This window comes from Microcoleus sp. AR_TQ3_B6, from assembly GCF_036702785.1.
Lineage (GTDB): Bacteria > Cyanobacteriota > Cyanobacteriia > Cyanobacteriales > Microcoleaceae > Microcoleus.
The window spans coordinates 34,403-59,546 of record NZ_JAUBVJ010000024.1; the positions used below are offsets into that span (position 1 = coordinate 34,403).

24 protein-coding genes are annotated in these 25,144 nt (G+C 45.5%); 16 read left to right on the top strand and 8 right to left on the bottom strand.

Annotated features, from left to right (window positions below; translation table 11 throughout):
* The first annotated feature begins 436 nt into the window (after positions 1–436).
* The 3 genes from QUB56_RS14055 to QUB56_RS14065 all read left to right on the top strand — a co-directional run bounded on the left by QUB56_RS14055 (position 437) and on the right by QUB56_RS14065 (position 4,015).
* Complete coding sequence (locus tag QUB56_RS14055) at positions 437–712, top strand: hypothetical protein (RefSeq protein ID WP_332955888.1); 276 nt, start codon at positions 437–439, stop codon at positions 710–712.
* Positions 713–2,084: 1,372 nt separating this feature from the next.
* Complete coding sequence (locus QUB56_RS14060) at positions 2,085–3,005, top strand: class I SAM-dependent methyltransferase (RefSeq protein WP_332955889.1); 921 nt, start codon at positions 2,085–2,087, stop codon at positions 3,003–3,005.
* Between the two features lie 836 nt (positions 3,006–3,841).
* On the top strand, positions 3,842–4,015 hold the full coding sequence (locus tag QUB56_RS14065) for a hypothetical protein (protein ID WP_332955890.1): 174 nt from the start codon (positions 3,842–3,844) through the stop codon (positions 4,013–4,015).
* A 73-nt stretch (positions 4,016–4,088) separates the two neighbouring features.
* Here QUB56_RS14065 and QUB56_RS14070 read toward each other — a convergent pair whose 3' ends face one another.
* Together QUB56_RS14070 and QUB56_RS14075 are read right to left on the bottom strand one after the other, a co-directional pair.
* A complete protein-coding gene (locus tag QUB56_RS14070; protein ID WP_332955891.1) occupies positions 4,089–4,508 on the bottom strand; it encodes a lysozyme inhibitor LprI family protein in 420 nt (139 codons plus the stop codon).
* A gap of 23 nt (positions 4,509–4,531) precedes the next feature.
* Positions 4,532–4,840: a DUF2499 domain-containing protein gene (locus QUB56_RS14075; protein ID WP_332955892.1), complete on the bottom strand. Its 309-nt coding sequence runs from the start codon at positions 4,838–4,840 to the stop codon at positions 4,532–4,534.
* 383 nt (positions 4,841–5,223) lie between these two features.
* Between QUB56_RS14075 and csaB the strand changes: the two genes are divergently transcribed.
* The 4 genes from csaB to trmB all read left to right on the top strand — a co-directional run bounded on the left by csaB (position 5,224) and on the right by trmB (position 8,643).
* The gene (gene csaB / locus QUB56_RS14080) at positions 5,224–6,270 is read left to right on the top strand and encodes a polysaccharide pyruvyl transferase CsaB (protein ID WP_332955893.1); all 1,047 of its coding nucleotides are present in this window, start codon (positions 5,224–5,226) and stop codon (positions 6,268–6,270) included.
* A gap of 13 nt (positions 6,271–6,283) precedes the next feature.
* Complete coding sequence (locus tag QUB56_RS14085) at positions 6,284–7,057, top strand: Uma2 family endonuclease (RefSeq protein WP_332955895.1); 774 nt, start codon at positions 6,284–6,286, stop codon at positions 7,055–7,057.
* 74 nt (positions 7,058–7,131) lie between these two features.
* Complete coding sequence (locus QUB56_RS14090; RefSeq protein ID WP_332955896.1) at positions 7,132–7,851, top strand: Uma2 family endonuclease; 720 nt, start codon at positions 7,132–7,134, stop codon at positions 7,849–7,851.
* A 159-nt stretch (positions 7,852–8,010) separates the two neighbouring features.
* On the top strand, positions 8,011–8,643 hold the full coding sequence (gene trmB / locus QUB56_RS14095; protein WP_332955898.1) for a tRNA (guanosine(46)-N7)-methyltransferase TrmB: 633 nt from the start codon (positions 8,011–8,013) through the stop codon (positions 8,641–8,643).
* 148 nt (positions 8,644–8,791) lie between these two features.
* Here the strand turns inward: trmB and QUB56_RS14100 are convergent, their stop codons facing one another.
* Entirely contained in the window at positions 8,792–10,306 is a 1,515-nt protein-coding gene (locus tag QUB56_RS14100; protein WP_332955899.1) for a phospholipid carrier-dependent glycosyltransferase, read from the bottom strand.
* A gap of 118 nt (positions 10,307–10,424) precedes the next feature.
* Between QUB56_RS14100 and QUB56_RS14105 the strand changes: the two genes are divergently transcribed.
* Entirely contained in the window at positions 10,425–10,814 is a 390-nt protein-coding gene (locus QUB56_RS14105) for a hypothetical protein (RefSeq protein ID WP_332955900.1), read from the top strand.
* 216 nt (positions 10,815–11,030) lie between these two features.
* On the opposite strand, the gene QUB56_RS14110 is transcribed toward QUB56_RS14105, so the two are convergent.
* Both QUB56_RS14110 and QUB56_RS14115 read right to left on the bottom strand, forming a co-directional pair.
* Positions 11,031–12,491, bottom strand: coding sequence for a hypothetical protein (locus QUB56_RS14110; RefSeq protein ID WP_332955901.1), 1,461 nt, complete (start codon positions 12,489–12,491; stop codon positions 11,031–11,033).
* A 12-nt stretch (positions 12,492–12,503) separates the two neighbouring features.
* Entirely contained in the window at positions 12,504–12,971 is a 468-nt protein-coding gene (locus QUB56_RS14115) for a hypothetical protein (RefSeq protein WP_332955902.1), read from the bottom strand.
* A 153-nt stretch (positions 12,972–13,124) separates the two neighbouring features.
* On the opposite strand from QUB56_RS14115, the gene QUB56_RS14120 reads away from it, so the two are divergent.
* Positions 13,125–17,888 carry a tetratricopeptide repeat protein gene (locus QUB56_RS14120; protein ID WP_332955903.1) on the top strand — a complete coding sequence of 1,588 codons (4,764 nt, stop codon included), beginning with the start codon at positions 13,125–13,127 and terminating at the stop codon, positions 17,886–17,888.
* A gap of 21 nt (positions 17,889–17,909) precedes the next feature.
* A complete protein-coding gene (locus tag QUB56_RS37200) occupies positions 17,910–18,062 on the top strand; it encodes a hypothetical protein (RefSeq protein ID WP_445243343.1) in 153 nt (50 codons plus the stop codon).
* Between the two features lie 165 nt (positions 18,063–18,227).
* On the opposite strand, the gene acsF is transcribed toward QUB56_RS37200, so the two are convergent.
* A complete protein-coding gene (gene acsF, locus QUB56_RS14125) occupies positions 18,228–19,304 on the bottom strand; it encodes a magnesium-protoporphyrin IX monomethyl ester (oxidative) cyclase (RefSeq protein ID WP_332955904.1) in 1,077 nt (358 codons plus the stop codon).
* An 8-nt stretch (positions 19,305–19,312) separates the two neighbouring features.
* Here acsF and QUB56_RS14130 point away from each other — a divergent pair, with 8 nt between their 5' ends.
* From QUB56_RS14130 to rpmF, 3 genes are all read left to right on the top strand, one after another.
* On the top strand, positions 19,313–19,621 hold the full coding sequence (locus QUB56_RS14130; protein ID WP_332955905.1) for a hypothetical protein: 309 nt from the start codon (positions 19,313–19,315) through the stop codon (positions 19,619–19,621).
* Between the two features lie 61 nt (positions 19,622–19,682).
* Positions 19,683–20,159 (top strand): TM2 domain-containing protein, encoded by a 477-nt coding sequence (locus QUB56_RS14135; protein ID WP_332955906.1) that lies wholly within the window; start codon positions 19,683–19,685, stop codon positions 20,157–20,159.
* 259 nt (positions 20,160–20,418) lie between these two features.
* The gene (gene rpmF / locus QUB56_RS14140; protein WP_332955950.1) at positions 20,419–20,592 is read left to right on the top strand and encodes a 50S ribosomal protein L32; all 174 of its coding nucleotides are present in this window, start codon (positions 20,419–20,421) and stop codon (positions 20,590–20,592) included.
* 183 nt (positions 20,593–20,775) lie between these two features.
* Here the strand turns inward: rpmF and queA are convergent, their stop codons facing one another.
* Positions 20,776–21,912 (bottom strand): tRNA preQ1(34) S-adenosylmethionine ribosyltransferase-isomerase QueA, encoded by a 1,137-nt coding sequence (gene queA, locus QUB56_RS14145; protein ID WP_332955907.1) that lies wholly within the window; start codon positions 21,910–21,912, stop codon positions 20,776–20,778.
* A gap of 148 nt (positions 21,913–22,060) precedes the next feature.
* Between queA and QUB56_RS14150 the strand changes: the two genes are divergently transcribed.
* Positions 22,061–22,450: a hypothetical protein gene (locus QUB56_RS14150; RefSeq protein ID WP_332955908.1), complete on the top strand. Its 390-nt coding sequence runs from the start codon at positions 22,061–22,063 to the stop codon at positions 22,448–22,450.
* A gap of 222 nt (positions 22,451–22,672) precedes the next feature.
* Here QUB56_RS14150 and QUB56_RS14155 read toward each other — a convergent pair whose 3' ends face one another.
* Positions 22,673–23,305 carry a YraN family protein gene (locus QUB56_RS14155; RefSeq protein WP_332955909.1) on the bottom strand — a complete coding sequence of 211 codons (633 nt, stop codon included), beginning with the start codon at positions 23,303–23,305 and terminating at the stop codon, positions 22,673–22,675.
* Positions 23,306–23,317: 12 nt separating this feature from the next.
* On the opposite strand from QUB56_RS14155, the gene QUB56_RS14160 reads away from it, so the two are divergent.
* Both QUB56_RS14160 and QUB56_RS14165 read left to right on the top strand, forming a co-directional pair.
* A complete protein-coding gene (locus QUB56_RS14160) occupies positions 23,318–23,839 on the top strand; it encodes a pentapeptide repeat-containing protein (RefSeq protein ID WP_332955910.1) in 522 nt (173 codons plus the stop codon).
* Between the two features lie 298 nt (positions 23,840–24,137).
* Positions 24,138–25,142 carry a DMT family transporter gene (locus tag QUB56_RS14165; protein WP_332955911.1) on the top strand — a complete coding sequence of 335 codons (1,005 nt, stop codon included), beginning with the start codon at positions 24,138–24,140 and terminating at the stop codon, positions 25,140–25,142.
* Positions 25,143–25,144: the final 2 nt, after the last annotated feature.

Here is a 25,144-nt window from a genome sequence, read left to right on the forward strand (position 1 = left end):
TCAGTTCGCCACCCTCAGAAAGGACATAGGGATTTGAGATTTGAGATTTGAGATTTGAGATTTGAGATTTGAGATTCTACACCATTGGCGTGTCAAAACGTCAAATAAAAAACCAAGCTTTAGATCACTTTTGAGCTGGTTTAAATTCGGGGGTGTGATGTAGCAGCGGATCAATACGCCACCCTCAGATTTGTTAAAAATTATCAATTATGAATTGAGTTAAAATGTCCATGGCTAGAGTTAGGCTTTATTATATTTTCATAAATAAATAAGGTAATTAAATGCTGCACAATTATCAACTAGCTATGGAAGAAATTCCCCCCCTAGCTCAAACTCTTGGCGAGCATTTTGACCGTTTGCCTCAAGTTGTAGCGTCGCTTTAGCAGGTTCTAGAACAACTCGAGTTGCGGATGAGTCGTCGGATTTTGATTTTTACGTGTATGTTGAAGAGGAAATTCCTGTTGACCTACGGGAGGCGATAGCGAGACAATTTTCCGACCCCATCGAAATCAACAATCAATTTTGGAAACCCGGGGACGAGTGGATAGATATTAACACTGGCTGCGGTATAGATATTATGTACCACAGGCTCGAATGGATCGAAGAAGAACTCGATCGCGTCCTGGTCAAACATCAAGCATCAGTAGGTTATTCAACCTGTTTTTGGTGGAACGTTCTCACCTCAATATCATTTTATGACAAAGATAAGTAGGTAGGCGGGATTAAACCGAATAATGTAACAGTATGTAAACAGGTTTAAGTCAGCCAGTTGAGAGCATTTGGATACTTTACCATCGTTTACATAGTGGCGTTTTTTCGCGCCGACTTACTTACGTCTCTTAATTATACAGCAGATTGCAGGTAAATAGAGTACACTTAAAAATAGTAAATTAATAGCAGTAATGAAACCATTACCCCTCAAACTTCGAGAAAAAGTGGTCAAAGCTTACAATCCGGGTAACACATCAAGCACGAAAACTAGCTACCCGATTTGATGTGAGTAAGTATGATTGTTGAACGACTATTAAAACGCTACCAACTTACAGGAAATATCCAACCACAACATCAACAGTATCAGCCATAAAAGTGAGTTGAATGAATATTCAAGTCAACTCCATGAGCTAGTACAAAAATATCCAAATAGCACTTTGTCAGAATATTGTGAGTAATGGGGAAATATTTACGGACAATGGATAAGTCCTAGTACCATGTGCCGAGAATTAAAAAGGGTGGGACTAAAAAAAAAAGACGCTACTCTGTAGTCAAGCGGCGACAGACCGAGTGCAAAAATTAAGAGGAGAATACTGGGAAAAAATGAAAAATATAGCTCCATCAAACCTAATTCTTATGGATTAAATGGGGTTTTACTCGGTTTAGTTTAACTAGAAGTTATGCAAAGCGAGCCTTACGGCACTCGAGTCTCTAATTTAACAACATTTTAGCTGCAAAAAACTCACAGCAATTATAGCTATTAGTTTTAAAAAAATGGTAGCATTAAGTATTCTCCGTTACTCGATATGGCAAGGCATTTGAAGTGTTAATCGAAAAAAATTGAGTGTCGAAACTCCCTCGTGGAAGCGGTAGTAGTAATCGATAATTAACCAGCACATAAAATAGCTTCTATTGCACCAATGATTCAAGTATTTGGCGCAAGTATTATTAACTTATAACCGTATTCTCCCCATTTTAATACCCTTGAATTATGGTGGTCGTAACTTAAATTTTTTCATGGTTAACTATTTTCTAACTACAACAAAAATGATTGATACATTAATTGCCGTCGCCCTCGATTCAATCAATCCTCCAAATGTAAGTAAAAGACTGGTTTACTAAATGCTGTTACTGTCATCTATAAACTTGCAATTGGCTATAGCATGGTTAATCAACCGGAGATGATATAAAGTTTTGTTTTCAGGGCTGGTTGAATCTGGCGGAGGCAGCCTCGAAGTTGATAGGTCAGTCCCTAAGTGCATAGGGTAATAGCCGGAGCCGGAAAAGTATAAAGAATTGCTAAATTTTTTCATAGAAGCTACTATCTAATATGATATAGTTTTACTATTCTTTTTCAAGAAAGCATATATAGTATGAATCTAAACCAGTATCTTGAGTTCTTAGCTTGTCCTAATTGTAACTATAATTTACATTCCATCAGCCAATGTGAAAATTGTGGGTTAAAATTTGAAATGGATGGTGATACGCCTAAACTATTCCCTACTTCTCGTCGTCGCACCGTCCAATTTGAATTTAATTCAGATCGCTCTGTAATTGATGAAAACATACTACAAACTTATATCAACGATCCACCTAGAGCTGATGTAACTAGCAATATTCCCTACCATCTCGATCCGGCCCATATATATGTTATCAACCAGCTTCCCCCAAACCAAAATATTTTGGAAATAGGTTGCGGTGGCGGTCAGTCAAGGCAATGGTTTGAAGGAAAAGGTCATAGCTACATAGGCGTTGATGTTTCAAAAGTACGTGTAGGTGAGTCATTACAGCAATTTGGAGGGTGCGATCTCTTATGTGATGCTCATTTCTTACCGTTTCAAGATAGACAGTTTGATGTGGTATATTCTGCGGCTGTTACAGAGCATTTAGCCTGTCCTTTTTTAGTTGCTCAAGAAGTTGCGAGAGTTTTAAAGCCGGGTGGATATTACTTAGGCAATGTTTCTTTTTTAGAGCCGTGGCATGATAATAGTTTTTTTCATATGTCAGTTTTGGGAGTAATTGAACTTTTGACCCAAGCCGGGTTGGAAATTAAATATGTTTGGCCAGAGCGGGGTTATAGTGGTTATAGAAGCTTATTTACGATGGGAAATAAACTTACTGAAAATATAGTGCTTGTTGGTGAAGCTGCCTATTTTATTTATAGACTAGGAAATCATCTAAAAGCAAGTGCGCGACGTATTTTCAAAGGTGCATCTGTACGAGATATTTATCAACGTGCGAAAGTTTCGGGAGCCATTTTTTGGATTGCGGTTCGTTCTAATACGGGAGTATAAGAGTGTCTGAATCCCTACAAGGGTACTGAAACACTTGACCATTTGAAATGCTATTCAAGCAACAGGAGATGACCAAGTGTTGAAGAGCCTAACATTGGGGTAAAGCCGGGATAAGGACAAATAGGACATCATGTAAGTTTTGTAACTAACCGCAATTTTTAGGCAGGGTAGCGAAGCTGTTACCATGGGCGAGTTAGCGTTTTAAACCCTTGTCAGATAAGGCGTTACGGGTTTATTTTGCACTTTTTTACATGGATATAGGCTTAATGCCATGACCAATAAAAAACGTCGCTAGCAATAAATATTTAGCGGTGATTGCGGTTAGTAAAGCTAATTTTATGACAGTTTTTTCGGCCTTGCATAAGTAAATCGGCCCGAAAAAACGCCACTATGTAAACGATGGTAAAATATCCAAATGCTCTCAACTGGCTGACTTAAACCTGTTTAAGTCAGTCGGCGCGAAAAAATGCCACTATGTAAACGGTGGTAAAGTATCCGAATGCTCTTAACTGGCTGACTTAAACCTGTTTACCTACTGTTATATTATTCGGTTTCATCCCGCCTACCTACTTAGTTGGTTTCAGTAATTGCAAGCAAATGCCGATCGACCTTATCCAGAACAACTCCGTCCAGCCATAACTGCCAAAAATTATCCAATTTTGCGTCGCAATATTTCGGCATTTCGCCACCAGTTATAATCCGCTGTTTTCCGCCGCAATTCAGTCAGTATTATCCATCGAACAGCAGCTTTTTTAAGCAGTTATTTCGATATTGTTTTTGCTGTTAATTCTCTCCCTCATTCGGGCGAAAAACGTCTCGTAGAAAGGGCAACAGCTTTGTGTTCAAAATTGCCGGAAGATTTGGATAGCCAGATTCACAATCTAACTAATTCTGTTTCCTTACCTGCGGGCGATCGCCCAATTTTACAATGTCTTGATGGATTTGTTGACAGTCTCGAGCCATTGTTAATTGAGGCAGGTTTAATTGCTACTAATTCTCTCGCTAGCTAGGTAAGTGCAAAAAAACAATAGTTCCATATCGTAGGGTACACAGTGCGCGCTTCCCTAAATATCGATCGAGCTTTTACAAATTTGCTTGTTTCAAATAACCTTCCAAATCTTTAATTCGTTCTTGCGTCACTCTGGCCCGGCAATAACCGTAGGTAGAAGCAGCCAAAGTACCGCCTTCAAACTGCCCTTTTGCATACTCACAATTTTCATCTCGAAATTTGAGCCAAGTACGCTGTGCCGCAGTCAATCTTTGCTTTTGTCTACTGCTGATTTTTGCTTGCAGTTGCTGGTATACTTGATTGAGCTTTCTGTCTGCAGCTTGGAACTCTTGAGTGGAACAGACATTCATGTCTAGCGTTGTTTGAGGATTTTTGCAGTTAGGCTGTTGGGCGACTTGTGCCGGAATGTTGCTGGCTTTGCTGGGAAGCAAAAATCCGGCTGTCAACAAAAGCAAACTTGCCGCAAATTTTACGCAAATAGTGCTATTTTTCAATTAGTTTCTCGCTTTTTTAATCTTTAAATTTTCTCGGCTGGCTGAGCCGATCGCCAAATCCACCAAGCCGCCGCCCACAGAGTAAAATTGCCGATGAGAGTCATCGCCGCTTGCAGGGTAACGATCCATTCTAGGGCTGGGGAGTTGTCAAAATAGTGCCATGTACAGGCACACATAGCGCTGACGAGAGCGGGCAGCATTCCGGCGGAAAGGGCCCACCAAGCTCGGTTTTGAGTGACTTCGCCGTAAGTCCAAATTAACCAGATGGCGGCAATCCACTCGACGACGCTAGAGACGTGAATAATCCAGGTGGGAATTGACAAAGCGTGCATTTTTTGTATTCTGAACGAAGATGAAAGATTTATCGATCGGGACTTACGCAACTGTCATATAAAGTATGATGAGTCAGTCGATTTTAGATTTTAGATTTTAGATTTTAGATTTACTCCACAGATGAATCTTGGAGCTTGAGCTTTGGTCTAAAATTTTAGGAGCATCCACGACTTAAGTCGGGGCGTGTACCTGTTTTTGGGCTGGTCATACAATTTTAGATTGGCGATTTGAGATGACTGATGACGTAAAGCTTGGAAGCTTGCTGACAGTCGCATTTTTTGGGCTAGTAGTATCAAATTTAAAACCTAAAATCTCAAAAAAATCTAAAATCTAAAATCTAAAATAGTTAGATTCCCCCTCACAAACAAAGAAAAGAGTAGAAATGCGAGCAATTTTGTGCGGCTATTACGGTAAAGGCAACGGCGGCGACGAGGCGCTGTTGGCATCGCTACTGCAAATGTTACCAGATGGCGTGACGCCGATCGTCCTGTCTGGCAATCCTGTCGAGACAAATCAGCGGTACGGGGTAGCTGCGCGCGATCGCATGAATGCCTTTCAAGTTATCGAAGCACTCCGCACATCCGACGCCCTAATCTGGGGCGGCGGCAGTTTAATCCAAGACGCTACTAGCATAGCGAGCCCTTTCTATTATGGGGGTTTGATGGGAATAGCGCAGCGGATGGGCTTAAAAACTGTTGCCTGGGCTCAGGGAATTGGGCCTTTGAAGCGCGAAATCACTCGCAAGTTATCTCAGCGCTGTTTTGCTGGATGCACCGCTGTCAGCGTGCGGGATAAAGGTTCAGCTACTTTACTTGCAGATTGGCAAATTCCCTTTACTTTAGCGCCCGATCCCGTCTGGGCTTTGGAGAATTCTCCCGTGTCGGGCTTGTGGGATTTACCGGCGCCCAGAGTTGCTGTTTGTTTGCGTTCTCATTCTACACTAACTCCCGCCCGTTTATCAAACTTAACTAAAGCTTTAGTTGACTTTCAAAAAGCAACTCGCACCTTAATTTTGCTGCTGCCTTTTCAAGCGTCTCACGACTTAGAAATTGCGAAACATTTGCACGAAGCCCTGCCCAAAAGGAGTCGCATCCTCAGTTTAGACGACCCGAGAAAATTGAAAGGAGTATTCCGGGGAGTCGAAATGGCGATCGGGATGCGCTACCACAGTTTAATTATGGCCGCATCCGAAGAATGCCGCTGTTTTGCCCTCAGCTACGATCCGAAAGTCAGCCAGTTAATGGAAGAGCTAGAAATGCCGGGATACTTATTATCAGAATTGCCAGACGATCCTTATTTAATCAGCAAAACCTGGATCGAACACTATGCTAACGGCGACGCCTTATCGCCAGACAGGATAAAATTTATCGTAGAGCGATCGCTCTTTCACCGCGAAGTATTGCAAACCGCGCTCCAGCAGTCTCCGTAAGAGGTAAAATACGATGACAGCCAGTACAGCCGACTTAAAAATTACCTGGGAAAAATTGCCAGACGACTTCATTTTAGACGAGGAACCTGTCGAAAATATCGACCCCCCCTTGCTCGCTGCCGCCTTGCGGGAAATCTTAGAAATCGCAGGGCTAATTGTCACAGGAATATTAATTGCCTCAAATATGGGGATTTGTCCGACAGTAGACAGCAAGCTAGTTATCAAAGCTCCAGATTGGTTTTATGCCCGCAACGTCCAGCCGCTTTCTAGTCAAGAAATTCGCCGCAGTTACACTCCCAACTTAGAAGGGGAAATTCCGGCGATCGTCATGAAATTTTTGTCAGCTAGCCCCAACGATGAATATTCTCAAATAGAAGATGATCCCCCCGGAAAATGGTATTTTTACGAGCAAATATTGCGAGTGCCAACTTATGCAATATTTCAACCTGCCACAGGAAGGCTAGAAATTAACCAGTTGAATTCATCAGAAAATTATCAACCACAGCAGCCCGATCCAAACGGCCGTTATTGGATTCCTGGAGTTGGATTATTTCTGGGTGTTTGGTATGGCACAAAAGCCGAAAGAACCGGATATTGGTTGCAGTGGTGGGATGAAAGCGGCGAGATATTATTGTGGGGTGCAGAAATGGTAGAAAGAGAAAGGCAAGAAAGAGTAACCGCTCAACAGCAAGCCGAACAAGAACGAGAACGGGCCGAACAAGAACGAGAACGATCGTCCATATTGGCCGCACAATTAAGAGCATTAGGCATTGAACCAGAAGCTTAAAAAATAGGCGATGCTATTCGATAAAAAATCATTGCCAGCAGTTCCACCGCATTCTTACTAAGAGGTAAAATACCATGACATTCAATCCAATGAAATTCAAAATATCCTGGGAAAAATTGCCCAAAAATTTCATTTTAGACGAGCAACCCCTGCAAGATATCGACCAGCCTTTGCTGGCCGCCGCCTTACGGGAAAGCTTAGAAATTGCGGGGCTAATTTTGGAGGGAACATTAATTGCGCCTCACCTGGCGATTTGTGTAACTTTCAACGATAAGCTAGTTATAAAAACTCCCGATCTGTTTTATGCCACCAACGTACAGCCCCTTCCCGATCGAGAAATTCGTCGCAGTTATACCCCCAACCTAGAAGGAGACATTCCGGCAATTGTCATGGAGTTTTTGCCAGAGAATCCTCCTAGTTATCAGGATGAATATTCTGCAAAACCAACTTATCTCCCCGGAAAATGGCATTTTTACGAACAAATATTGCAAGCTCCAATCTATGTAATTTTTGAACCTGCGATCGGATATTTAAAAGTATATCACTTAAATCCACCAGCACAGTATAAAAAACAGCAACCCGATGCAAACAATCGTTATTGGATTCCGGGAGTTGGGTTATTTCTAGGTGTTTGGGAGGGAACAAAAGCCGAAAGAACCGGATATTGGTTGCGGTGGTGGGATGAAAGCGGAGAGATGTTATTGTGGGGAGCAGAAATGGTAGAAAGGGAACGGCAGCGGGCCGATCGACTAGCCGCCCAATTAAGAGCAGCAGGCATTGAACCAGAAGCCTAATGCAATAATGAGCCATTAAAAATTGCCGAGGGACAAATTTTAATGGCTCATTAACTAAAAAGTATTAAACAACATCGCAAAAATTAATATTTATCTGCGTTAATCCACGTTAATCTGCCTTCATCAGCGGTTCAAAAATACATTCAGGAGACAGCAAAATTGGCAAGAGTAAGAGTGCGGGAACACGTCAATCCCCTATCAATTAGATATCAAGCATCTGCAAGTCCCCCGGATTGGACTAAAATCTATGCCCACTTAAATTTACCGCTGCATTTAGATATCGGCTGCGGCAGAGGGCGGTTTTTGTGGCACATGGCGCAAGTACAAACTGACTGGAATTTTCTCGGATTAGAAATTCGGGAACCTCTGGTAGAGGAGGCAAATCTGTGGCGGGACGAAAAAGGCTTGACAAATTTGCACTATTTGTTTTGCAATGCTAATAGTTCCCTGAAGCCGATTTTAGAAACTTTTCCCGCTGGCACTTTGCAGCGAGTTAGCATTCAATTTCCCGATCCGTGGTTCAAGAAAAAGCACCACAAACGGCGGGTGGTGCAGCAGGAATTAGTTAATGAATTGGCAATTTATCTGGGAATTGGCGGCGAAGTTTTTATTCAGTCAGATATTGAAGAAGTAGAAAGAGAAATGTGCGATCGCTTTTCATCTCACCCTAGTTTTAAACGTCAAAACGGCGACAACTGGCTAGCAGAAAATCCCCTACCTGTGGCTACTGAAAGAGAAATTGCTACTCTGAAACGGGGCGAACCAGTTTATCGAGCACTCTATCAAAAATAATGCTCGCTTTGGCAAACTCACCTTGGTAATAAATGTTATAACTTACATCTTGCACCTTGGTTAGGAACAGGCAAGATGCCTGTTCGGCAAAACTTAATTTTCTTGTGGAACGGGCATCTTGCTCGTTAATAAAAGAATTCTTTCTAACTTAAATCCAAGAGGGCAGCCACATCCTAATTTTCCATTCCATTTGCGACAAAGGCAGTCCCAAATAGATAGGCATCCAGAAAATAAAAGCACCCAAAACCAGAAAAATAATTGTTACCCCCATCCCTCGGAGTCGAGTTTGAGGGCTGTGCAGCCACCTGTCAACCCACCAAGCAAGTGCTAAGGCTGCAAACACAGAACAGCCCATATAATGGTACAAAAATATGCAGCGAGTCACCTTCATCCAAGGCAGCAAATTAGCGACCCAATTAACTATTAAATATAAGGCCAGCCACATTTCAGCAGTCGGCGGAAACAAAATCGGCCGCTGCTGTTCTATCGTATCAACAGAAGCCGCGCTGCGCGTTTGCAGCCACACCAAAACCCGGTGAACTAAAACTCCTATTACTAGCAGTAAAGCTAAGGTTGACAGCCACCAAAGGAAGGGATTTCCCATGGCGTGAACGTCAAAAATTGCCTGAGTTGCACCTTCAGGTAAAGGCGGCAAAACCGGATCGGGTTGGGCATTGCTGCTAGCAGTTTTGTAGAAGTAAACTATGGGACGCAGCATCAAAGGCCAACTGTACCACGTGGAACAGTAAGGATGCACGTCTGGGCCGCTTTTAATCCGCTGGTGATAAGTCAAAATTTCCGTTTGCATCTGCCAGAAATTGGGAGTGGGATTAAAGTGCAGGTGAGGAATCCAAGAGATGCTGTAAACTAGAATAGGAATAATAGCTAGACTTAAGCCGAGTTCTAGAAAATTGAGTTTAGTCAGTTTTTGTACGGGACTTTCGGCAGGAATTAGAGGTGAATCTACCTCGCGGCTTTGTTCTTCATTTCCTCTGTTACCCTGGATAAAACGAACTGCCCAAGCACAGATTAAAATTAGATAAGTACCGAGAAGAAACCACAATCCGTTCCATTTGATAGCCGCAGAGGCGCCGAAACCAATCCCGGCTAGTACCAGCCAAAGCCAGCGCTTTTTGCCTTGGGCTTCTACGCATTTTAAAAGAAATAACTGACCTAAAATTCCCAACAAAACTAGATAAATGTTGTTCAGCGCGTAGCGAGACTCCACTAAAAACAAACCGTCGCAGGCGATAAATAAAGCTGCAATAAAAGCAAAGGTGCGGCGCGGAACTAGCTGATAAGCTAGGCCTCCCACAACTAGCGGAATAAAGGAACCCGTGAGAGCATTCACCCAGCGGTAATCCCAAGGGGAAAGCAGGGAACCTGCCATACTGTTGACGGCTGTTTTTCCAAAGGGAAGGTGAGTGCCGATCCAAATGCCGATCGCAATTATGTACTGGCTCAGAGGCGGGTGAGCGTTGAAAAAAGGAGTTTTGGTGAGATAATCGTTGGCAAATTTAGCGTAATAAACCTCGTCAAATACTAAAGTGTTAAATTTCTCTAGTTGCCAAAAGCGTAGAGTTAAGGACAACAGGAACACACCGAGCATTCCCAGGGCAAAAACAAAAATTGATTTGTGTGAGTGTTTTTTGTTGGGGTTCATAAAAAATCAGAAAATAGTAAATCCTAGATTTGGGGGCGATCGCTAATTTAAAAATACTGAGTTGAGAATAGCGTAAAAATTACACTTATGACTTTTAACCTTCGCGGAGGCAAACCCAATGCGGCCGCCCTTGGAGGATGTGGCACTACGTGCAGCGGCGGGTGCGATCGCGCTTGGATGCCCGACGCAATGGCACCCCGGAAGGGAAAGCGCACCTGACAAGCTGCGATCGACTATGATACCGGTTAACAAGGTCTTCTTTGAGCAGTTATTTATGAATCTCACGCTTTGGGCTTGGGGGCGTTACGGAATCGCTGTAAGTGCTCTGATCTTGCTAGGAGTCCCGGCGGTAGCTGCACCCAGCGCGATTAAAATTAGTCAAGGGGTATCGCAGCATTCCGGGGGAAACCGGGCGGCGGCTGCTGAAAGAGGCTTTACAGAAGCAGATCAACTGTACCAGCAGGGGAGAGCCCAATCTTTAACAAAAGCGATCGCTAAATGGGAATAAGCATTAAAGCTGTATCGAGAAACGGGCGATCGCGCTCTTGAAGCTCTCACGCTCTACAATAATGCTACTGTCAAAGGCGATCGGGGCAACCTCACTGAAGCCCTCACTGACATTGAAGTTTCCATCAAAATCATCGAAAACCTCCGCACATACGCAATGATGTTGGTTCGCGGCGGGGCATTCTCCCTAAAAATATATGAATTGCGATCGCTTCTACTACTTCTTAAAAAACCAGCTCAGTTTGATAACCAGTGCGGTGATAAGTGCTGCTAAAACTGCTGTTCCTATACTCGCTGTTGCTGAGATAGCAGGAACCAACCAAGGATCTGGAATCCCTAGTTGCGACAGTGTGGAACCTAGAGGATATTTGGCAGCTTCCTTGGGGTCAGATGCGCCCGGAAATTGTGTCGCTATCGACGCAACAATTGACCCAGCCGCCAGTCCAACCCCCAAAATGGCAACGGTATTTTGAAAGTTGCGATCGCGTTCTGATTGGTCAATTTCAGTGACTCCACGAATCGAGTTAATTAACTCTCCTAGTAGGGTTACTCCTAGACTAAGACTTTCATAATCCCTCTCAATTTGTACTAGATATCGAGCTTCTACATTATCGCTAAATTTCTTCAGGAATTCCATATCGCTGACGGTCTGAAATTCTGTCAAGCGTTGCTCCATCCTCTTCAATCGTCTTCCGTAGTTGAGCAGATTCACTTCCATCGTCCGTTTTTGAGTATTCAGATAGTTCAAGTCTATCGAATAGTTAGCCAGAGTATTTTGAGCGTCTACCAAGGTTTTACGGAGCTGTTTTAGGTTGAGATTTCGAGTCTTAGCTTGCTCGAAATCTTTGAGATATTGCTGAGTTAGAACAAAACGATATTTGAGTTTCTGCCTCAGATATTGGCTTTGGCCGTAAGCCCAGAGGATTTTACTGCGGTAGGCAAATAAGCGAAGCCAGTCAAAGTTAATTTCAGAGGCTTTTCTAGCGGTTTCCGAGTTGGGATACAGGGCAATCAAAACCAAGTAGTTATCCTGAAGCTGATGGATGTTACAAATAGGATTTGACTCAGAATTAGAGGAGAGATCCGGTGAATTGAAACGATATCGCCAAAATTCAAATAGTATGCCTCCGGCAAACTGACTTTTGCTTCGGAAATCCCGATCCCAATCGAGTTCGAGTTCTGGAATTTGGCAGCAAGCTTGGGCAATAGATTGAGCTCGATCCGGGGTAAAGTTGGGAATTTGACCCGATAGCATCCAGACTTGCCCGATCGTACTCTTTGACTCAGCTAATCTTCGATCGAGTTCTGCTTTAAGATCGGCAAAGCAACTGACTACAAATGCTTCGGTTTGACTGCGCTCGGGATGTCCTAAAGAATGTTCTACTGAACAATCGAGTAAAAGTCCGTAACTATCTCCTAAACGTACTGGATAGTAGTATCCTTTTAAGGTATAGTTTTGGGAACTACTGTTAAATTGTTCTCTACCTCGATTTCCTAGTAATTCGACATATTCCGCTTCGACTGCGGCATCTCGCTGCTCGATCGCCGATCGGATTCGCTCGGGTAGTTTTTGGAGAAAACGGTCTTTATTATCAGCAATTTCGCCCGCATTTTCTCCCAAGCCGTCGCGCAAGTCGTACAGAAATAAATCTAGGGTCGGATAAATAATCTCACTCATTATGTTTAGCCTTCAGGAATTGGACTTTTGGAGATAGTTCTGCATTCGCTGAAGGAAACTGAGCTTTTTAGCCGTTTTTGCTGAATCTTCTTTAGTCAAGACATTAATAGCAGTGGTGAGAATTTCGTCACTTTCTCGATCGGGTTCGCCTTCAAAATAGCCGAAGGAAACAGGCTCTCGTTTATCGTCTACGAATAATTCTGCTTCTTTTTCCTGTCGGGTTGGTAGTAGTTCGATCGGGATGTTGCCGTCGATCGCCTGCAATTGCATTTTAGCCGTTTGAAAAAGTCGATCGAGGGAGGGGTTTTGCTCGACGATTGCCATCAAGCCTTCTTGAATATAATCCCAGTCGTCTGGATCGATCGCGAGTTGTTGACCCTTGGTTTTCAGCTTCGCTCGTTCGTCGGCAGTGAGTGGTGTTTCTAGCTGTTTCAGAGCGAGTAGGAGCGCCAGTAGAGTGGTGCGAGGAGATTCAGCCATGAAGCCTAGGACGTGAAATGGTTATTTAAAGTTTATGTTAGAGTAAAATAGGCGTTTAAGCCAAAATTCGCCTCGATCGCTGTCATCAGGTCTGTTTTAGTTGCGTTTGGGTGCATTGGCAATGGGATACAGCACTTAACATTTAAATTTTTCATGAAGCGATATGCACTGGTCGTTGGCATCAATCGGTATCCTTCTTTAGAGGCTAAAGGTGAAGCACAACACCTAAAAACCCCAGCGTCAGATGCAGAGGCGATCGCGCAACTCTTGGAAGCCGCTAATAATTTCCAGGTGCGACGGTTGCCTTGTAGCGAGATAGATGGAAAGTTACAGGTCAATCCAGATAAATTGGTTAACGCTGAGGAACTGGAAGATGAAATTACCAAACTGTTTTTGCCAAAAGACGATCGAGATACAGCGCTGTTGTTTTTTGCCGGACATGGACTCCCCAAACCTTTAGGGGATTTAAAACAAATTCTGCTGTCAACCAGTGATGTTAACCCGCGCCTCAAAAAATGGAAGGGTTTACTGCTCAGAGATTTATGGGAGATCGTAGGGCAAAGTTCAGTTAAAGAGCAAATTATTTGGTTGGATAGCTGCCATAGTGGCGAGTTACTGGAATTTAAGGAGAGTGATTTACTGAGGCGAGATTCTGAACGCAACCGCTTTTTAATTGCCGCTTCTCACAGTTCGGAAGTCGCCTACGAGCGGTTGGATGGCAAGCATGGCGTGCTGTCGGGAGCGCTGATCGAAGGGCTTAACGCCGACAGCACGCCCCAAAATCAATGGATTACCGATCGGAAACTGGCTGATTCCGTGGAGGAGAAATTAAAGGCATACTACCTTGAAGCCAAACTTCCTCAACAACCGCAAATTAGAAGAGCCGATGACGAAATTGAACTGGTTCGTGGCAAAAGTTCGGCGAATGTTGCTGAGTCAACACAGCCAAAAACCTCAATCGTTCGGAAAATTCCATTTGTGTTGCCGCAGTTAGATGTTTCAAGCTTCACGGGGCGGGAGGAAGAGTTACAACAACTCGAAGAGTTGCTGTTAAACCGCCAAGGGACGAAAATATGCAGCATTGCCAGTTTGGCTGGAGTTGGAGGGATTGGTAAATCTGCCCTCGCCTGTCACTTTGCCACGATCCATAAAGATGATTTTCCAGATGGTGTGATTGGTTTGCGGGTGGATGGCAAAGATCTAGATGCGATTGCTCGTGAATTTGCGCGTGGGTGCGGCGAGGAAATTGACTCGGAGGACGAACGAGATGCCAGCACCATCATGCAAGAGGTGTTTGCTTACCGTCGGATGCTGTTGATTTTCGACAATGCTGAAGAGTCAAGCATTCAGGCATTGCGTCCCGGTGGAGACAGATGCGCGGTGATTGTCACGACGCGCGATCTCCTATTACCCATCTCGCTGGATATTCCAGATAGTGGCAGAATTAATTTGCCCACACTTTCAGGTCCAGATTCACTGAATCTCCTACAAAAGCTCTTGAGTCAAGAGCGTGTGGCTGCTGAACCAGAAGCAGCGTCCCAATTGATCGATATGTCGGGTAAGTTACCCCTTGCCTTGCAAATTATCGGTGCAGCCTTGAAGCTCAACGAAAGGCGCAGTCTTGCCGATTATGCCGAATCGCTGAGTGAAGAACGGCGACTCGCACGACTGACATTCCGAGGCGACAAGCAGTTGGATCTGCGGGCTTGCTTTTCTTTGAGTTTGAAGCAGCTTCAGCCCGAAGAAATCGATTTCTTCTCGTGTTTGAGCGTGTGTGCGGAGGATGGATTTTCCCGACTTACCGCAATGGCGGCGACTGGTTGTGAGGATGAGTATGTCGCACAGGACTCTCTCGATTATCTCTGCCGACTGTCGCTGCTCAATTATGGTGAAGTAGGAGAAAATCGTTTTGTCTTTCACCCACTCATTCGCCTGTTTGCTCGTGAATTGCTGGTTGAGCGAGGATTAGAGGAAGAGGCAACAGCACGACACGCTGAGTTCTTGATTGGGTTTGTAAAGTCGAGCGAACTTGAAGGCTCTGTCGCTTCATTCATTGCAGAAGAATTCAACAACATTATTCTGGCGGCTAAGTGGTTACAAGAACACGAAACAACATCTAATAACAAAAACGAAGAGAAAGAAAAATATGCTTTTGTGATCGGCCTTGAACCCTTTTTTGAACAGTACGGTTACTGGGAACAAGCTGTCACTTTCATGGAGGGATTCGAGCAACTAGCAGAGCGTAACGAAGACTGGAATATTGTTATCAAATTTCGGATTCAGCAAGCAAAGTATCTATCTTTGCAGGGTAAGTCGTCGAGTGCAGAAACAAGGCTAGAAGGTATTCCAGAAATTCTCAGCAAAATCGAGGAGGAAGCACCTCGTCAACTTTCTGAAGCCAAGTGGCTCACAACTCTAGGTGGCATACTAAAGCGGCAAGGGAGATTTGATGAAGCCGTTGATACTTTCAAGCGTGCTGCAAATATTGATGAGCAACTTGGGAATAGCGAAACTTTCAACGATCGACGTTCGGTTGCCATCGGACTCCACGGTTTAGCCGGAATCTTCCAGCAACAAGGCAAACTTGATGAAGCCGCCGCTACTTTCCAACGGGTCGTTGAGATTAGCGAAGCTTTCAATGATCGACGACAGGTGGCGATCGGACTCAACGGTTTAGCCGGAATCTTCCAGCAACAAGGCAAACTCGATGAAGCCGCCGCTACTTTCCAACGTCGAGTTGAGATTAGCGAAGCTTTAAACGACCAGCGTTCGGTTGCCATCGGACTCAACGGTTTAGCCGGAGTCTTCCAGCAACAACGCAAACTCAAAAAAGCCGCTGCCACTTTCCAGCAAGGGGTTGAGATTAGCGAAACTTTAAACGACCAGCGTTCGGTTGCCATCGGACTCAACGGTTTAGCCGGAGTTTTGCAGCAACAAGGCAAACTAGATCAAGCCGCCGCTACTTTCCAACGGGTAGTTGAAATTAACGAAGCTTTCAACGGCCAGCGTTCGGTTGCCATCGGACTCAACGGTTTAGCCGGAGTCTTACTGCAACAAGGCAATCTCAAAGAAGCTGCCGCCACTTTTCAACAGGTGGTGGAGATTGGCGAAACTTTAAACGACCAGCGTTCGGTGGCGATCGGACTCAACGGTTTAGCCGGAGTCTTGCAGCAACAAGGCAAACTCGATGAAGTTGCCGCTACTTTCCAACGGGTAGTTAAGATTAATGAAACTTTAAACGACCAAAAACAAGTTGCGATCGCACTCAACGGTTTAGCCGGAGTCTTACTGCAACAAGGCAATCTCAAAGAAGCTGCCGCCACTTTTCAACAGGTGGTGAAGATTGGCGAAACTTCAAACGACCAAAAACAAGTTGCGATCGCACTCAACGGTTTAGCCGGAGTCTTCCAGCAACAAGGCAAACTCGAGGAAGCCGCCGCCACTTTCCAACAGGTCGTTGAGATTAGCGAAACTTTAAACGATCGACGACAGATTGGGATCGGACTCAACGGTTTAGCCGGAATCTTCCAGCAACAAGGCAAACTCGATCAAGCTGCCGCCACTTTCCAACAGGTCGTTGAGATTAACGAAGCTTTAAACGACCAGCGTTCGGTTGCGATCGGACTCAACGGTTTAGCCGGAATCTTCCAGCAACAAGGTAAACTCGATGAAGCTGCCGCTACTTTCCAACAGGTCGTTGAGATTAGCGAAACTTTAAACGATCGACGACAGATTGGGATCGGACTCAACGGTTTAGCCGGAATCTTCCAGCAACAAGGCAAACTCGATGAAGCTGCCGCTACTTTCCAACGGGTGGTTGAGATTAGCGAAACTTTAAACGACCAGCGTTCGGTTGCCATCGGACTCAACGGTTTAGCCGGAATCTTCCAGCAACAAGGCAAACTCGATGAAGCTGCCGCTACTTTCCAACGTCGAGTTGAGATTAGCGAAGCTTTCAACGACCAGCGTTCGTTGGCGATCGGACTCAACGGTTTAGCCGGAGTCTTGCAGCAACAAGGCAAACTCGATGAAGCCGCCACTACTTTCCAACGGGTGGTTGAGATTAACAAAGCTTTAAACGATCGACGACAGCAGGTCATTACATTGATCCGTTTAGGTGCAGTCTCACAACAGCAAGAGAACCTTAACGACGCGATCGATAATTTTGAGCGTAGCCTTGAACTTAGTAAAACAATAGGCGATCGACAACTCCAAGAAACAACACAGAGAGCTTTAGGAGAAGTGTTGCATCATCAAGGGTGTTTGTTGCTAACTAAAAAAGAATCTTGGAACGAAGCGGAGGAAGTTCTTCGCCGCAGTCAAAATATTTTTGGAGAGTTGGACGATTGCCCCAATTTCGCAATGGTGTTAAATAGCTTGGGAGGATTGTTACGAAAACAGGGAAAATGGAAGGAAGCGGAGACAATGCTTCGATCCGGCTACAATCTAGCCGAGAAACTCAAAGATAAGCGAGGACAGGCAATTATCTTCAATAGTTTAGGTCAGGTCTTGAGCCAACAGCAAGACGCTGAAAATTTTAAATTAGCCCTCATGTATTTTCGAGCAAGTATCAAACTTGGACAAGAACTTCCTGACCAATCCCACCTAGCGAAAGTTTACACGGCAATGGGTCAAGCTTTACTGAAAAATCGAGAAACAGAACAAGCTGTCATCCAACTCATCCAAGGTTTTGAAATTGATGAGAGTTTAACAAATCGTTTTGGTTTAGGTAAAGTTACTCCACAATTAACTCATGCACTGGTAAGACTGGGCAAACGTGATGAAGCATTGGCTTATTGTCAGCGTGCGCTGGCGATCGATCCCGCAAATCGAAAACTTCAAGAATTATACGATCGCCTTTCCTCTCCAAATCCCATCAAAAAGGGTACAGTCAAACACATCCGCTACAATACATAGCAACGCTGCTACTGGGGTCATATTACCCCCAACGATCGCACTGCCGATATCTACTTCCGCGAAGGGTTCATCGATTCGGACTGTATCGCTCAACTTAAACCAGGTGCGATCGTAGAAGTTGAAGTCGAGCAAACCGCAAAAGGACCCTGCGCTAAGAATATTAGGGCTTGCTGAATAATTGGAAAAAAGTGACGCTCTACAATAGTATAACTCCTTCCTCAACTTCCTCAATATAATTTGAAACCCGATCGCCCACGAAAACTAATCTAACATCATACCCAAAAAAAAGCGGCTCCGCTTCCCGCAGAACCGCCGTCACAGAGGATGAAAAATCAAAACTTAACGCACAACACCCTGTACTGAAGGTGATTCAATTGTTTTCATGAAGTACAGCTTCACTAATTGCCAGCCGTTCGAGAGATACAAAGGCAATTTTTGGAAGAACTGCAAGAATTTCGGAGTATTAGAAGCAGCGATTGCAGTCAACTTCTGATTGTTCTTGAGGCAAACATCCAGCCGTTCATAAAATTCTGGATTGTTCACGTCCAGCATCACGGGGAATACGCGGCCTGCTGTTTCGTTGGTCTTTTTGATGACTTCGATGTCGTACTCGCGAGCATCGAGACCGAGCGATCGATAAAAACCGGCGCGCTGGATATCATTGAGATACATTGTCGCGAATACCGACAGCAAGAAGAAACGGCACCAAAGCTTAGCGCGCCAATCATTCAACATCTGAGGCTGAGCTCTCATCACCGCATCAAAGAAATCTCCGTGGCGGTTTTCATCCTGGCACCAATTTTCAAAGAATCGGAAAATTGGATAAATCTGGTCTTCAGGATGGGCTTTTAAGTGCTGGTAAATCGTGATGTAGCGCCAATAACCGATTTTTTCCGACAAGTAAGTCGCGTAGAAAATAAACTTCGGTTTAAAGAATGTGTAACTGCGGCTCTTTGTCAAGAAACCCAAATCCAGGGACAAATTAAAGTCCGAGAGAGCTTTGTTGAGGAATCCGGCGTGCCGCGCTTCGTCCCGCGACATCAGCAAGAAACCTTCTGCCAGCAGTGGATTTGTGTCCTTGAGCTTGCGTGCCAACTCTTTGTAGAGCAAGAAGCCAGAAAACTCAGCGGTGCAAGAGCGTTCCAGGAATTCAATGAACAATTGGCGCTTTTCGCCGTCGATGTGTTCCCAAGATTGCTCGAACTCGGCATCCCGCACGAAGTGGTTGCGGTTGTAGTCAACGCGAAATTCTTTAATAATTGCTTGCAGTTCAGCTTCGTTTATCGAGATGTCCATTTTGGCCATCTCGTCAAAGTCTGTTGTGTAAAATCTCGGCGTGAGAATAGTTTCTTTGGCTGGGGCTTTCACTCCCGGCCGCAGTTCTTCAAAAGTGGGTTTTTTGAGGGAATCTACCATAGGTTTATTTGAGTTCTGCTTATAACTACTCGCTGGTTTCTGTTCTCGGTTACCGAGGGCAAGCGATCGCCCCTGTCTCTTGGTTAACGGCCGGCCGCGCGATCGGCCTCGTTATACTTTACCAAGCTCTCGACCCGGGAAATATATTGCTGGCGTTAAGAATTGCTACGCAGAATTACTCATGGGAGTCCGGGAGACTGGGAGTGGGGGAGACTGGGAGTGGGGGAGACTGGGAGAATTTCAATTTTTGTGTTCTCTCTGACTTGGGGATGATGCGCAAATCTCTCCGGGTGTCAAACTGTTCAAAGACTAAATAGAAAGTACAAAATATATAGAGCGAGTCCAATCCTTAGAATAACCAAGCAGGACGGTCAGAAAATGAGCAATTTGGGTGTTAGTTACCTTTTATGGGCAGCTTGTTTTTTCGGCCCATTCGGACTCCACCGCCTCTACAACGGCAAGATTGGTACTGGTTTACTGTGGCTGTTTACCTTTGGTTTGTGTGGGTTCGGGCAATTGTTTGACTTGCTCCTGCTCCCCAACATGGTGGACGAACACAATGCCAGTCTCAGGGGCAAACTCGGCGTATCTCGCGAAGGTATACCGCTATATCCCGTCAGCGGGGCGATCGCCGCGACATACCCCAAGCAAACTCCCGACCAGTTAGGGGTTAAACTCCTGAAGGCAGCTTATACCAAGAACGGAAGATTATCTGTCACCCAAGGGGTGATGGCAACCGGCGCTACTTTTGCCGAAGTGGAAGAGGCTTTTACGGCGATGCTGAAAACTGGTTATGTCAGTATCGAGAACGATTCAGTAACTGGCGTCGTGATGTACCACTTTCACGAACTTTAGCTGGTGCGGGTGCCTCAGAATCGGGGATTTTTTCTGTGGTTCGAGAGGGTAATCGCGCTGTGCACCCTATGGGGGCTCCTTCTGGTGCGGGTGCCTCAGAATCGGGGATTTTTTCTGTGGTTCGAGAGGGTAATCGCGCTGTGCACCCTACTACTTGATATTGCTGACCGAACAGTTGTTGCCGTTTTTCGAGCAAGCATTGCTGGCAAAATCGGCTAGAATGTTTGTTTGTCTATACAATCCGAAAGTATTTAGCGTCATGGCAGTCCCTAAGAAGAAAACCTCCAAATCCAAGAAGAATATGCGCAAGGCAACCTGGAAGCGCAAAGCTGTAGTGGCAGCTCAGAAAGCTCTGTCCCAGGGCAAATCAGTTCTGACTGGGCGTTCCAACAGCTTCGTGTATCCCAGCAATGAAGAAGAGGAGGAAGAATAGAAATGAAATACTGGGCATTGGGCGAACCCGATGCCCGATGGGTCAATCGATTTGAGATTTGAGATTTTAGATTTTAGATTGACCCCACGGATAAATGCTCTTTCTTGAGGATTTTCGAAAATCGATTGGGGATTGATTCCACGGATAAATCACGTGGCGGGTACCACCTTTGAAATTCGCTTGTCAATCGATTTTTGCTGTTGGTAAAATCAGCATGGCATCGCCAAAGGAATAAAAGCGGTACTGATGGTCGATCGCCTCTCGGTACAAATCCAACAGCCTAGGCCTTCCAATCATCGCACTTACCATCATCATCAAAGTAGAGCGCGGCAAGTGAAAATTGGTAATCATCCCCTCTACAACCCGCCACTTGTAACCAGGGTAGATAAACAAATTGGTCCGGCCGCAAAAAGGCTGCAAGGAAAAATCGCCGCTCGCTGCAGCGGCTCCCTCTAAAGCTCGCACTGCTGTTGTACCCACGGCAAAGATGCGCCCGCCTCTAGCTTTAGTTTCGCGGATTTTCTCGACGGTGGCCGGGGGTACTTCCACCCATTCGCCGTGCATTTGGTGAGCCGTTACGTCAGCTACCTCCACCGGGCGAAAGGTCCCTACTCCGACGTGTAGGGTGACAAAAGTTTTTTCGATTCCCCGCTCCTGCAAGCGACTGAACAATTCTTCGGTGAAGTGCAAACCGGCGGTGGGGGCCGCGATGGCCCCGGGTCGATCGGCATAAACAGTCTGGTACTGTTCCGCCCCAGCTTGGGAATTTTCGATGTAGGGCGGCAGGGGTACGTGGCCGTATTCGTCCAAAAACTTCGCCAGACTCGCATCTGTGGGGATGTCAAACTCCAGCAGCCGCCCTCCTGTTGCGTCGTCCCTGGCGATAACTGTCGCAGTCAATCGACGATCGAGCACAGCAGATTCGGTTCGGCTACAGCCTGGACCTGCAGCAGAGTCCTCACTTGCTGGGGCGATCGGGTCAAACTCAATTTGTGACCCCAACTTTAAGCGTTTCCCCGGTTTAACCAAAGCCAGCCAGCAGTTGTGCTGCCGTTCTTCCATCAACAATATTTCCACAGCCGGGCCGTTGGGTTTGTGCCCGTAGAGCCTCGCTGGCAGTACGCGGGTGTTATTCAGTACCAGTAAGTCTCCGGGCTCCAGCAAATCTGGCAAATCCCGGAAAATCCGGTGTTGCTGGCTGCTGGGAGAATCTACAGCCAGCAAGCGAGAACTGTCCCTCGGCACTACGGGATTTTGGGCAATGCGCGAGGGCGGAAGTTCGTAGTTGTAGCCGTCCAAAGACCAGTCAATCTCTGTCATCGAGTGAATTCCTGTGCGATCGATCTGTCAACTGGGTAACAAAATTGGGTAAAAACCCCCATCCAAAGTCGGGTGCTTTTCCCCTTGTGGTGGCGGGTATAGACCGGGATGATATAGGTATAGCATCAGCTTTGCTGCAAGGATCGTTATGGAATACCTCTACTACATCGCCAATACTAGCCTTACTCTGAGAGTCGTGGATTACCTGCGCACGGCTCATCATCTTCCCTTGCAATTTATCACTGTTATTCACCAAATTGACGGCTGGGTGGTGAAGGTGAAAATGAGCCAATATTTAGCTCCAGAAATGCACGGCGATTTTCGGGCTTTTATGAACGAACTCGGGATTCCTTACGATCCTGAAATTCGCTTGCAAATGGCACTTTGGAGTTTGGAAACGGGACAGTCCCCGCTGAGCGTGATGCGCCGCTACCAGGTGGCCGTGGTTTGTCACGGCAGCCCTGACCGCAAGGAAATTGAAGCGTTTCGCCAGCAGTTTGTCAAGGGCCTGGGGTATTGCCCGGAAACTCTCGCCTAGACTGCATACCAGATAAATTAACTGTTATGCCAGAGGTGAAGAGGGAGAAAAGGGCACAGGAGGAGAGAGGGATTCGGGGAGAGACACAGAAGATTTAACGCTTTTTTCACGTCCGTTAAAGATGAAGAAAGAAATGCGCCAGAGCAAGGGCAAGTTAACAATTAAAAATTAGCGAGTGGGATTACTTTGTGATTTTACCCTCTAATTTTTAATGAGAAATTTTTAATTGCTGAAAGCCGATCGAATGTATTCTTGCAGGGTAAGGCGGTAGTTTTCTGCAAGGGCGGATTGAGAGTTCGCAGCAGTTAACGGCAATATTGGTTTAGTGTTTGGCCGTGAAGGTTCGCACCTGACTAGGGCGACATCAAAGCGACAATAATTATGTGCTAAATCTGGACGAGTGCTTAAAAATATTTCGGCTGTTTGCCAAAGTTTGGCTTGTTTTGTGGTAGTAACAGCCAGCATTCCACCAGCATCCCAATTTCCCAGGCGGCGAGTTTTTACCTCTACAAATGCTAATGTTGGGCATTGCTGATGGGGAAGGGCTCGGTTTTTTGCGCTTTCTTCATCTCTTCCGAGTGCGATGATGTCAATCTCTCCCCAGCGACAGCGCCACTGTCGGTGCAGGATTTCCCAGCCTTGCTGCTGCAACCACTCGGCGACTAAGTTTTCTCCCAATGTGCCGATATCCCGAGAGTTTGGGGATTGGGGGGAATTGCAGTGGGCCGTCGCCGTCCCCTTCGAGGGCTTTCCTTCGGATCGCAACGCTTTCGCTAACGGGCGATTCCCTACGGGATAGCTGCGCTTCACGCGCTTTCTGGTAGAATTCAATTCTGAACTGTCACGGCTGCCCATTAGGTTTAACTTATGAATTCTCGAATTCGCCAACATCGCAAAAATATTTATACTTTCTTGCTGAGTTTTGTTATTTTAGCAGTAATGGCCGCTGGGGCGATCGGCATTAATCCCGCACCTGCTTTCGCTTTGGATCACGACAAAGAAATCCTAGTCGGGGCTGATTTTAGTGGACAAGTTCTGACTGACGACAGTTTTAATAAAGCTAATCTTCGCAACAGCAATTTTACTAATGCAGATTTGCGGGGTGTCAGCTTTTTTGCGGCTAATATGGAAGAGGCAAACTTTGAAGGCGCTAATTTCACGGGTGCTACTTTAGATTTAGCTCGCATGATGAAAGCAAATTTAACTAATGCTATCCTTGAGGGTGCTTTTGCTTACAATACCAGACTCGAAGGAGCTGTCATTGACGGTGCTGATTTTACAGAGACACTGCTGCGAGACGATATGATCGAAAAACTTTGTAAAGTGGCAAAAGGTACTAATCCCGTGACGGGTAGAGATACTCGCGAAACTCTTTTTTGCGATTATTAAAAGGCTAGTTCAACCAAACTTACCCCGCACGCGGGGTAAGTTCCATGTAAGCTCTCTGGCAGTAGGGATCTCGGGCTTGAGCCTCCGCCGGATACATGACTGCAATATCAGCGAAACCCCCAGCAAATCGAAGGCTTTATGCTGTAAACGAGTTGGCGTCCTCAGGTCGAAACTAACTGCAACACCCGCTAGTTTAGGCTGCATTCGAGTTTAAAATATTGAGATTTATTACTCTAGTCAACCTCTTTACGGTTAACTAACGGAATTTAGTTCAATTGCTAATAAATGAGGCTACTCAATGACTACAGAATTAAATAGTGGTTCTCAAAGATCGCCAAACACTCTCCATGCTTGGGGTATAGCAGTGTTGCTTGTCGTCACCCTAATTTGGGGTACGAGCTATCCGGTTATCAAGGGAGCTCTCAGCAGTCTTTCTCCTTCTGCAATATTTGCAACCCGCTACGTAATAGCAGCGTTGCCGTTTACCCCCTATTTGCGCTTCCTGAATTTTTCCCTGCTACGGGATGGAGTCTTCTTATCACTCATATTGTTTCCTGCATCAGTCCTCCAAACCCTTGCCCTTGAGACAACTTCTGCCGATCGTGGTGCATTCATTGCCAGTTTCAACGTCATCCTAGTTCCTCTGCTAGGGCAACTGCTAGGTAGGCAGGTGTTCCTAAAAACTTTCCTCGCCGCAGGACTTGCCATCTTTGGCATTGGAGTGATGTGTTGGGAGAGCGAACAGCTAGTGCTCGGAGATCTGTTGATGTTGGGCAACGCCTTCCTCTACTCGATCTACATTCTTAAGCTTGAGTCCACCACGTTGCGCCACCCCATTTTGCCACTCGCCGCGATCCAGCTTTGGGTAATAACAATATTTTCTTTAATTTGGGCCGCTCCAGATCTGCTTGCACAACATGAGGCAATTGGCGCGAATCTTGGTATTCTTTTATATATTGGCTTATTTGATACTGCTGCTACGATTGTCCTTCAAGTATTAGCTCAACGATGGGTTAATGCTGACGAAACGGCGCTCATGTATACTTTCGAGCCGATTTCCGCAGCGATTTTCTCGTTTCTACTACTAGGAGAGAAACTGGGAGTACGCGGTGTGATTGGCGCAGTTCTTGTACTGGTGGCAATGGTTTTTGGTCAAAGCAAATCTCAGGACGCTGAGCACAATGGCGAAATACAGGTTAACGAGTCGATTGTTGCAGCGCTGCCCGATTCGGATACCGATCCCATTAACGCTCCAGAGTCGCTTCCGAGCGCTAACGTCGTGGAATTAGAATTAGATTTGTAATT

What these genes read in the sequence shown, in the direction of transcription:
- QUB56_RS14060 (WP_332955889.1), top strand. Translation starts at nt 2,085, where the DNA reads ATGAATCTAAACCAGTATCTTGAGTTCTTAGCTTGTCCTAATTGTAAC.
- QUB56_RS14075 (WP_332955892.1), bottom strand. Translation starts at nt 4,840, where the DNA reads ATGCACGCTTTGTCAATTCCCACCTGGATTATTCACGTCTCTAGCGTC.
- csaB (WP_332955893.1), top strand. Translation starts at nt 5,224, where the DNA reads ATGCGAGCAATTTTGTGCGGCTATTACGGTAAAGGCAACGGCGGCGAC.
- QUB56_RS14085 (WP_332955895.1), top strand. Translation starts at nt 6,284, where the DNA reads ATGACAGCCAGTACAGCCGACTTAAAAATTACCTGGGAAAAATTGCCA.
- QUB56_RS14090 (WP_332955896.1), top strand. Translation starts at nt 7,132, where the DNA reads ATGACATTCAATCCAATGAAATTCAAAATATCCTGGGAAAAATTGCCC.
- QUB56_RS14100 (WP_332955899.1), bottom strand. Translation starts at nt 10,306, where the DNA reads ATGAACCCCAACAAAAAACACTCACACAAATCAATTTTTGTTTTTGCC.
- QUB56_RS14105 (WP_332955900.1), top strand. Translation starts at nt 10,425, where the DNA reads ATGCGGCCGCCCTTGGAGGATGTGGCACTACGTGCAGCGGCGGGTGCG.
- QUB56_RS14110 (WP_332955901.1), bottom strand. Translation starts at nt 12,491, where the DNA reads ATGAGTGAGATTATTTATCCGACCCTAGATTTATTTCTGTACGACTTG.
- QUB56_RS14115 (WP_332955902.1), bottom strand. Translation starts at nt 12,971, where the DNA reads ATGGCTGAATCTCCTCGCACCACTCTACTGGCGCTCCTACTCGCTCTG.
- QUB56_RS14120 (WP_332955903.1), top strand. Translation starts at nt 13,125, where the DNA reads ATGAAGCGATATGCACTGGTCGTTGGCATCAATCGGTATCCTTCTTTA.
- acsF (WP_332955904.1), bottom strand. Translation starts at nt 19,304, where the DNA reads ATGGTAGATTCCCTCAAAAAACCCACTTTTGAAGAACTGCGGCCGGGA.
- QUB56_RS14135 (WP_332955906.1), top strand. Translation starts at nt 19,683, where the DNA reads ATGAGCAATTTGGGTGTTAGTTACCTTTTATGGGCAGCTTGTTTTTTC.
- rpmF (WP_332955950.1), top strand. Translation starts at nt 20,419, where the DNA reads ATGGCAGTCCCTAAGAAGAAAACCTCCAAATCCAAGAAGAATATGCGC.
- queA (WP_332955907.1), bottom strand. Translation starts at nt 21,912, where the DNA reads ATGACAGAGATTGACTGGTCTTTGGACGGCTACAACTACGAACTTCCG.
- QUB56_RS14150 (WP_332955908.1), top strand. Translation starts at nt 22,061, where the DNA reads ATGGAATACCTCTACTACATCGCCAATACTAGCCTTACTCTGAGAGTC.
- QUB56_RS14155 (WP_332955909.1), bottom strand. Translation starts at nt 23,305, where the DNA reads ATGGGCAGCCGTGACAGTTCAGAATTGAATTCTACCAGAAAGCGCGTG.
- QUB56_RS14160 (WP_332955910.1), top strand. Translation starts at nt 23,318, where the DNA reads ATGAATTCTCGAATTCGCCAACATCGCAAAAATATTTATACTTTCTTG.
- QUB56_RS14165 (WP_332955911.1), top strand. Translation starts at nt 24,138, where the DNA reads ATGACTACAGAATTAAATAGTGGTTCTCAAAGATCGCCAAACACTCTC.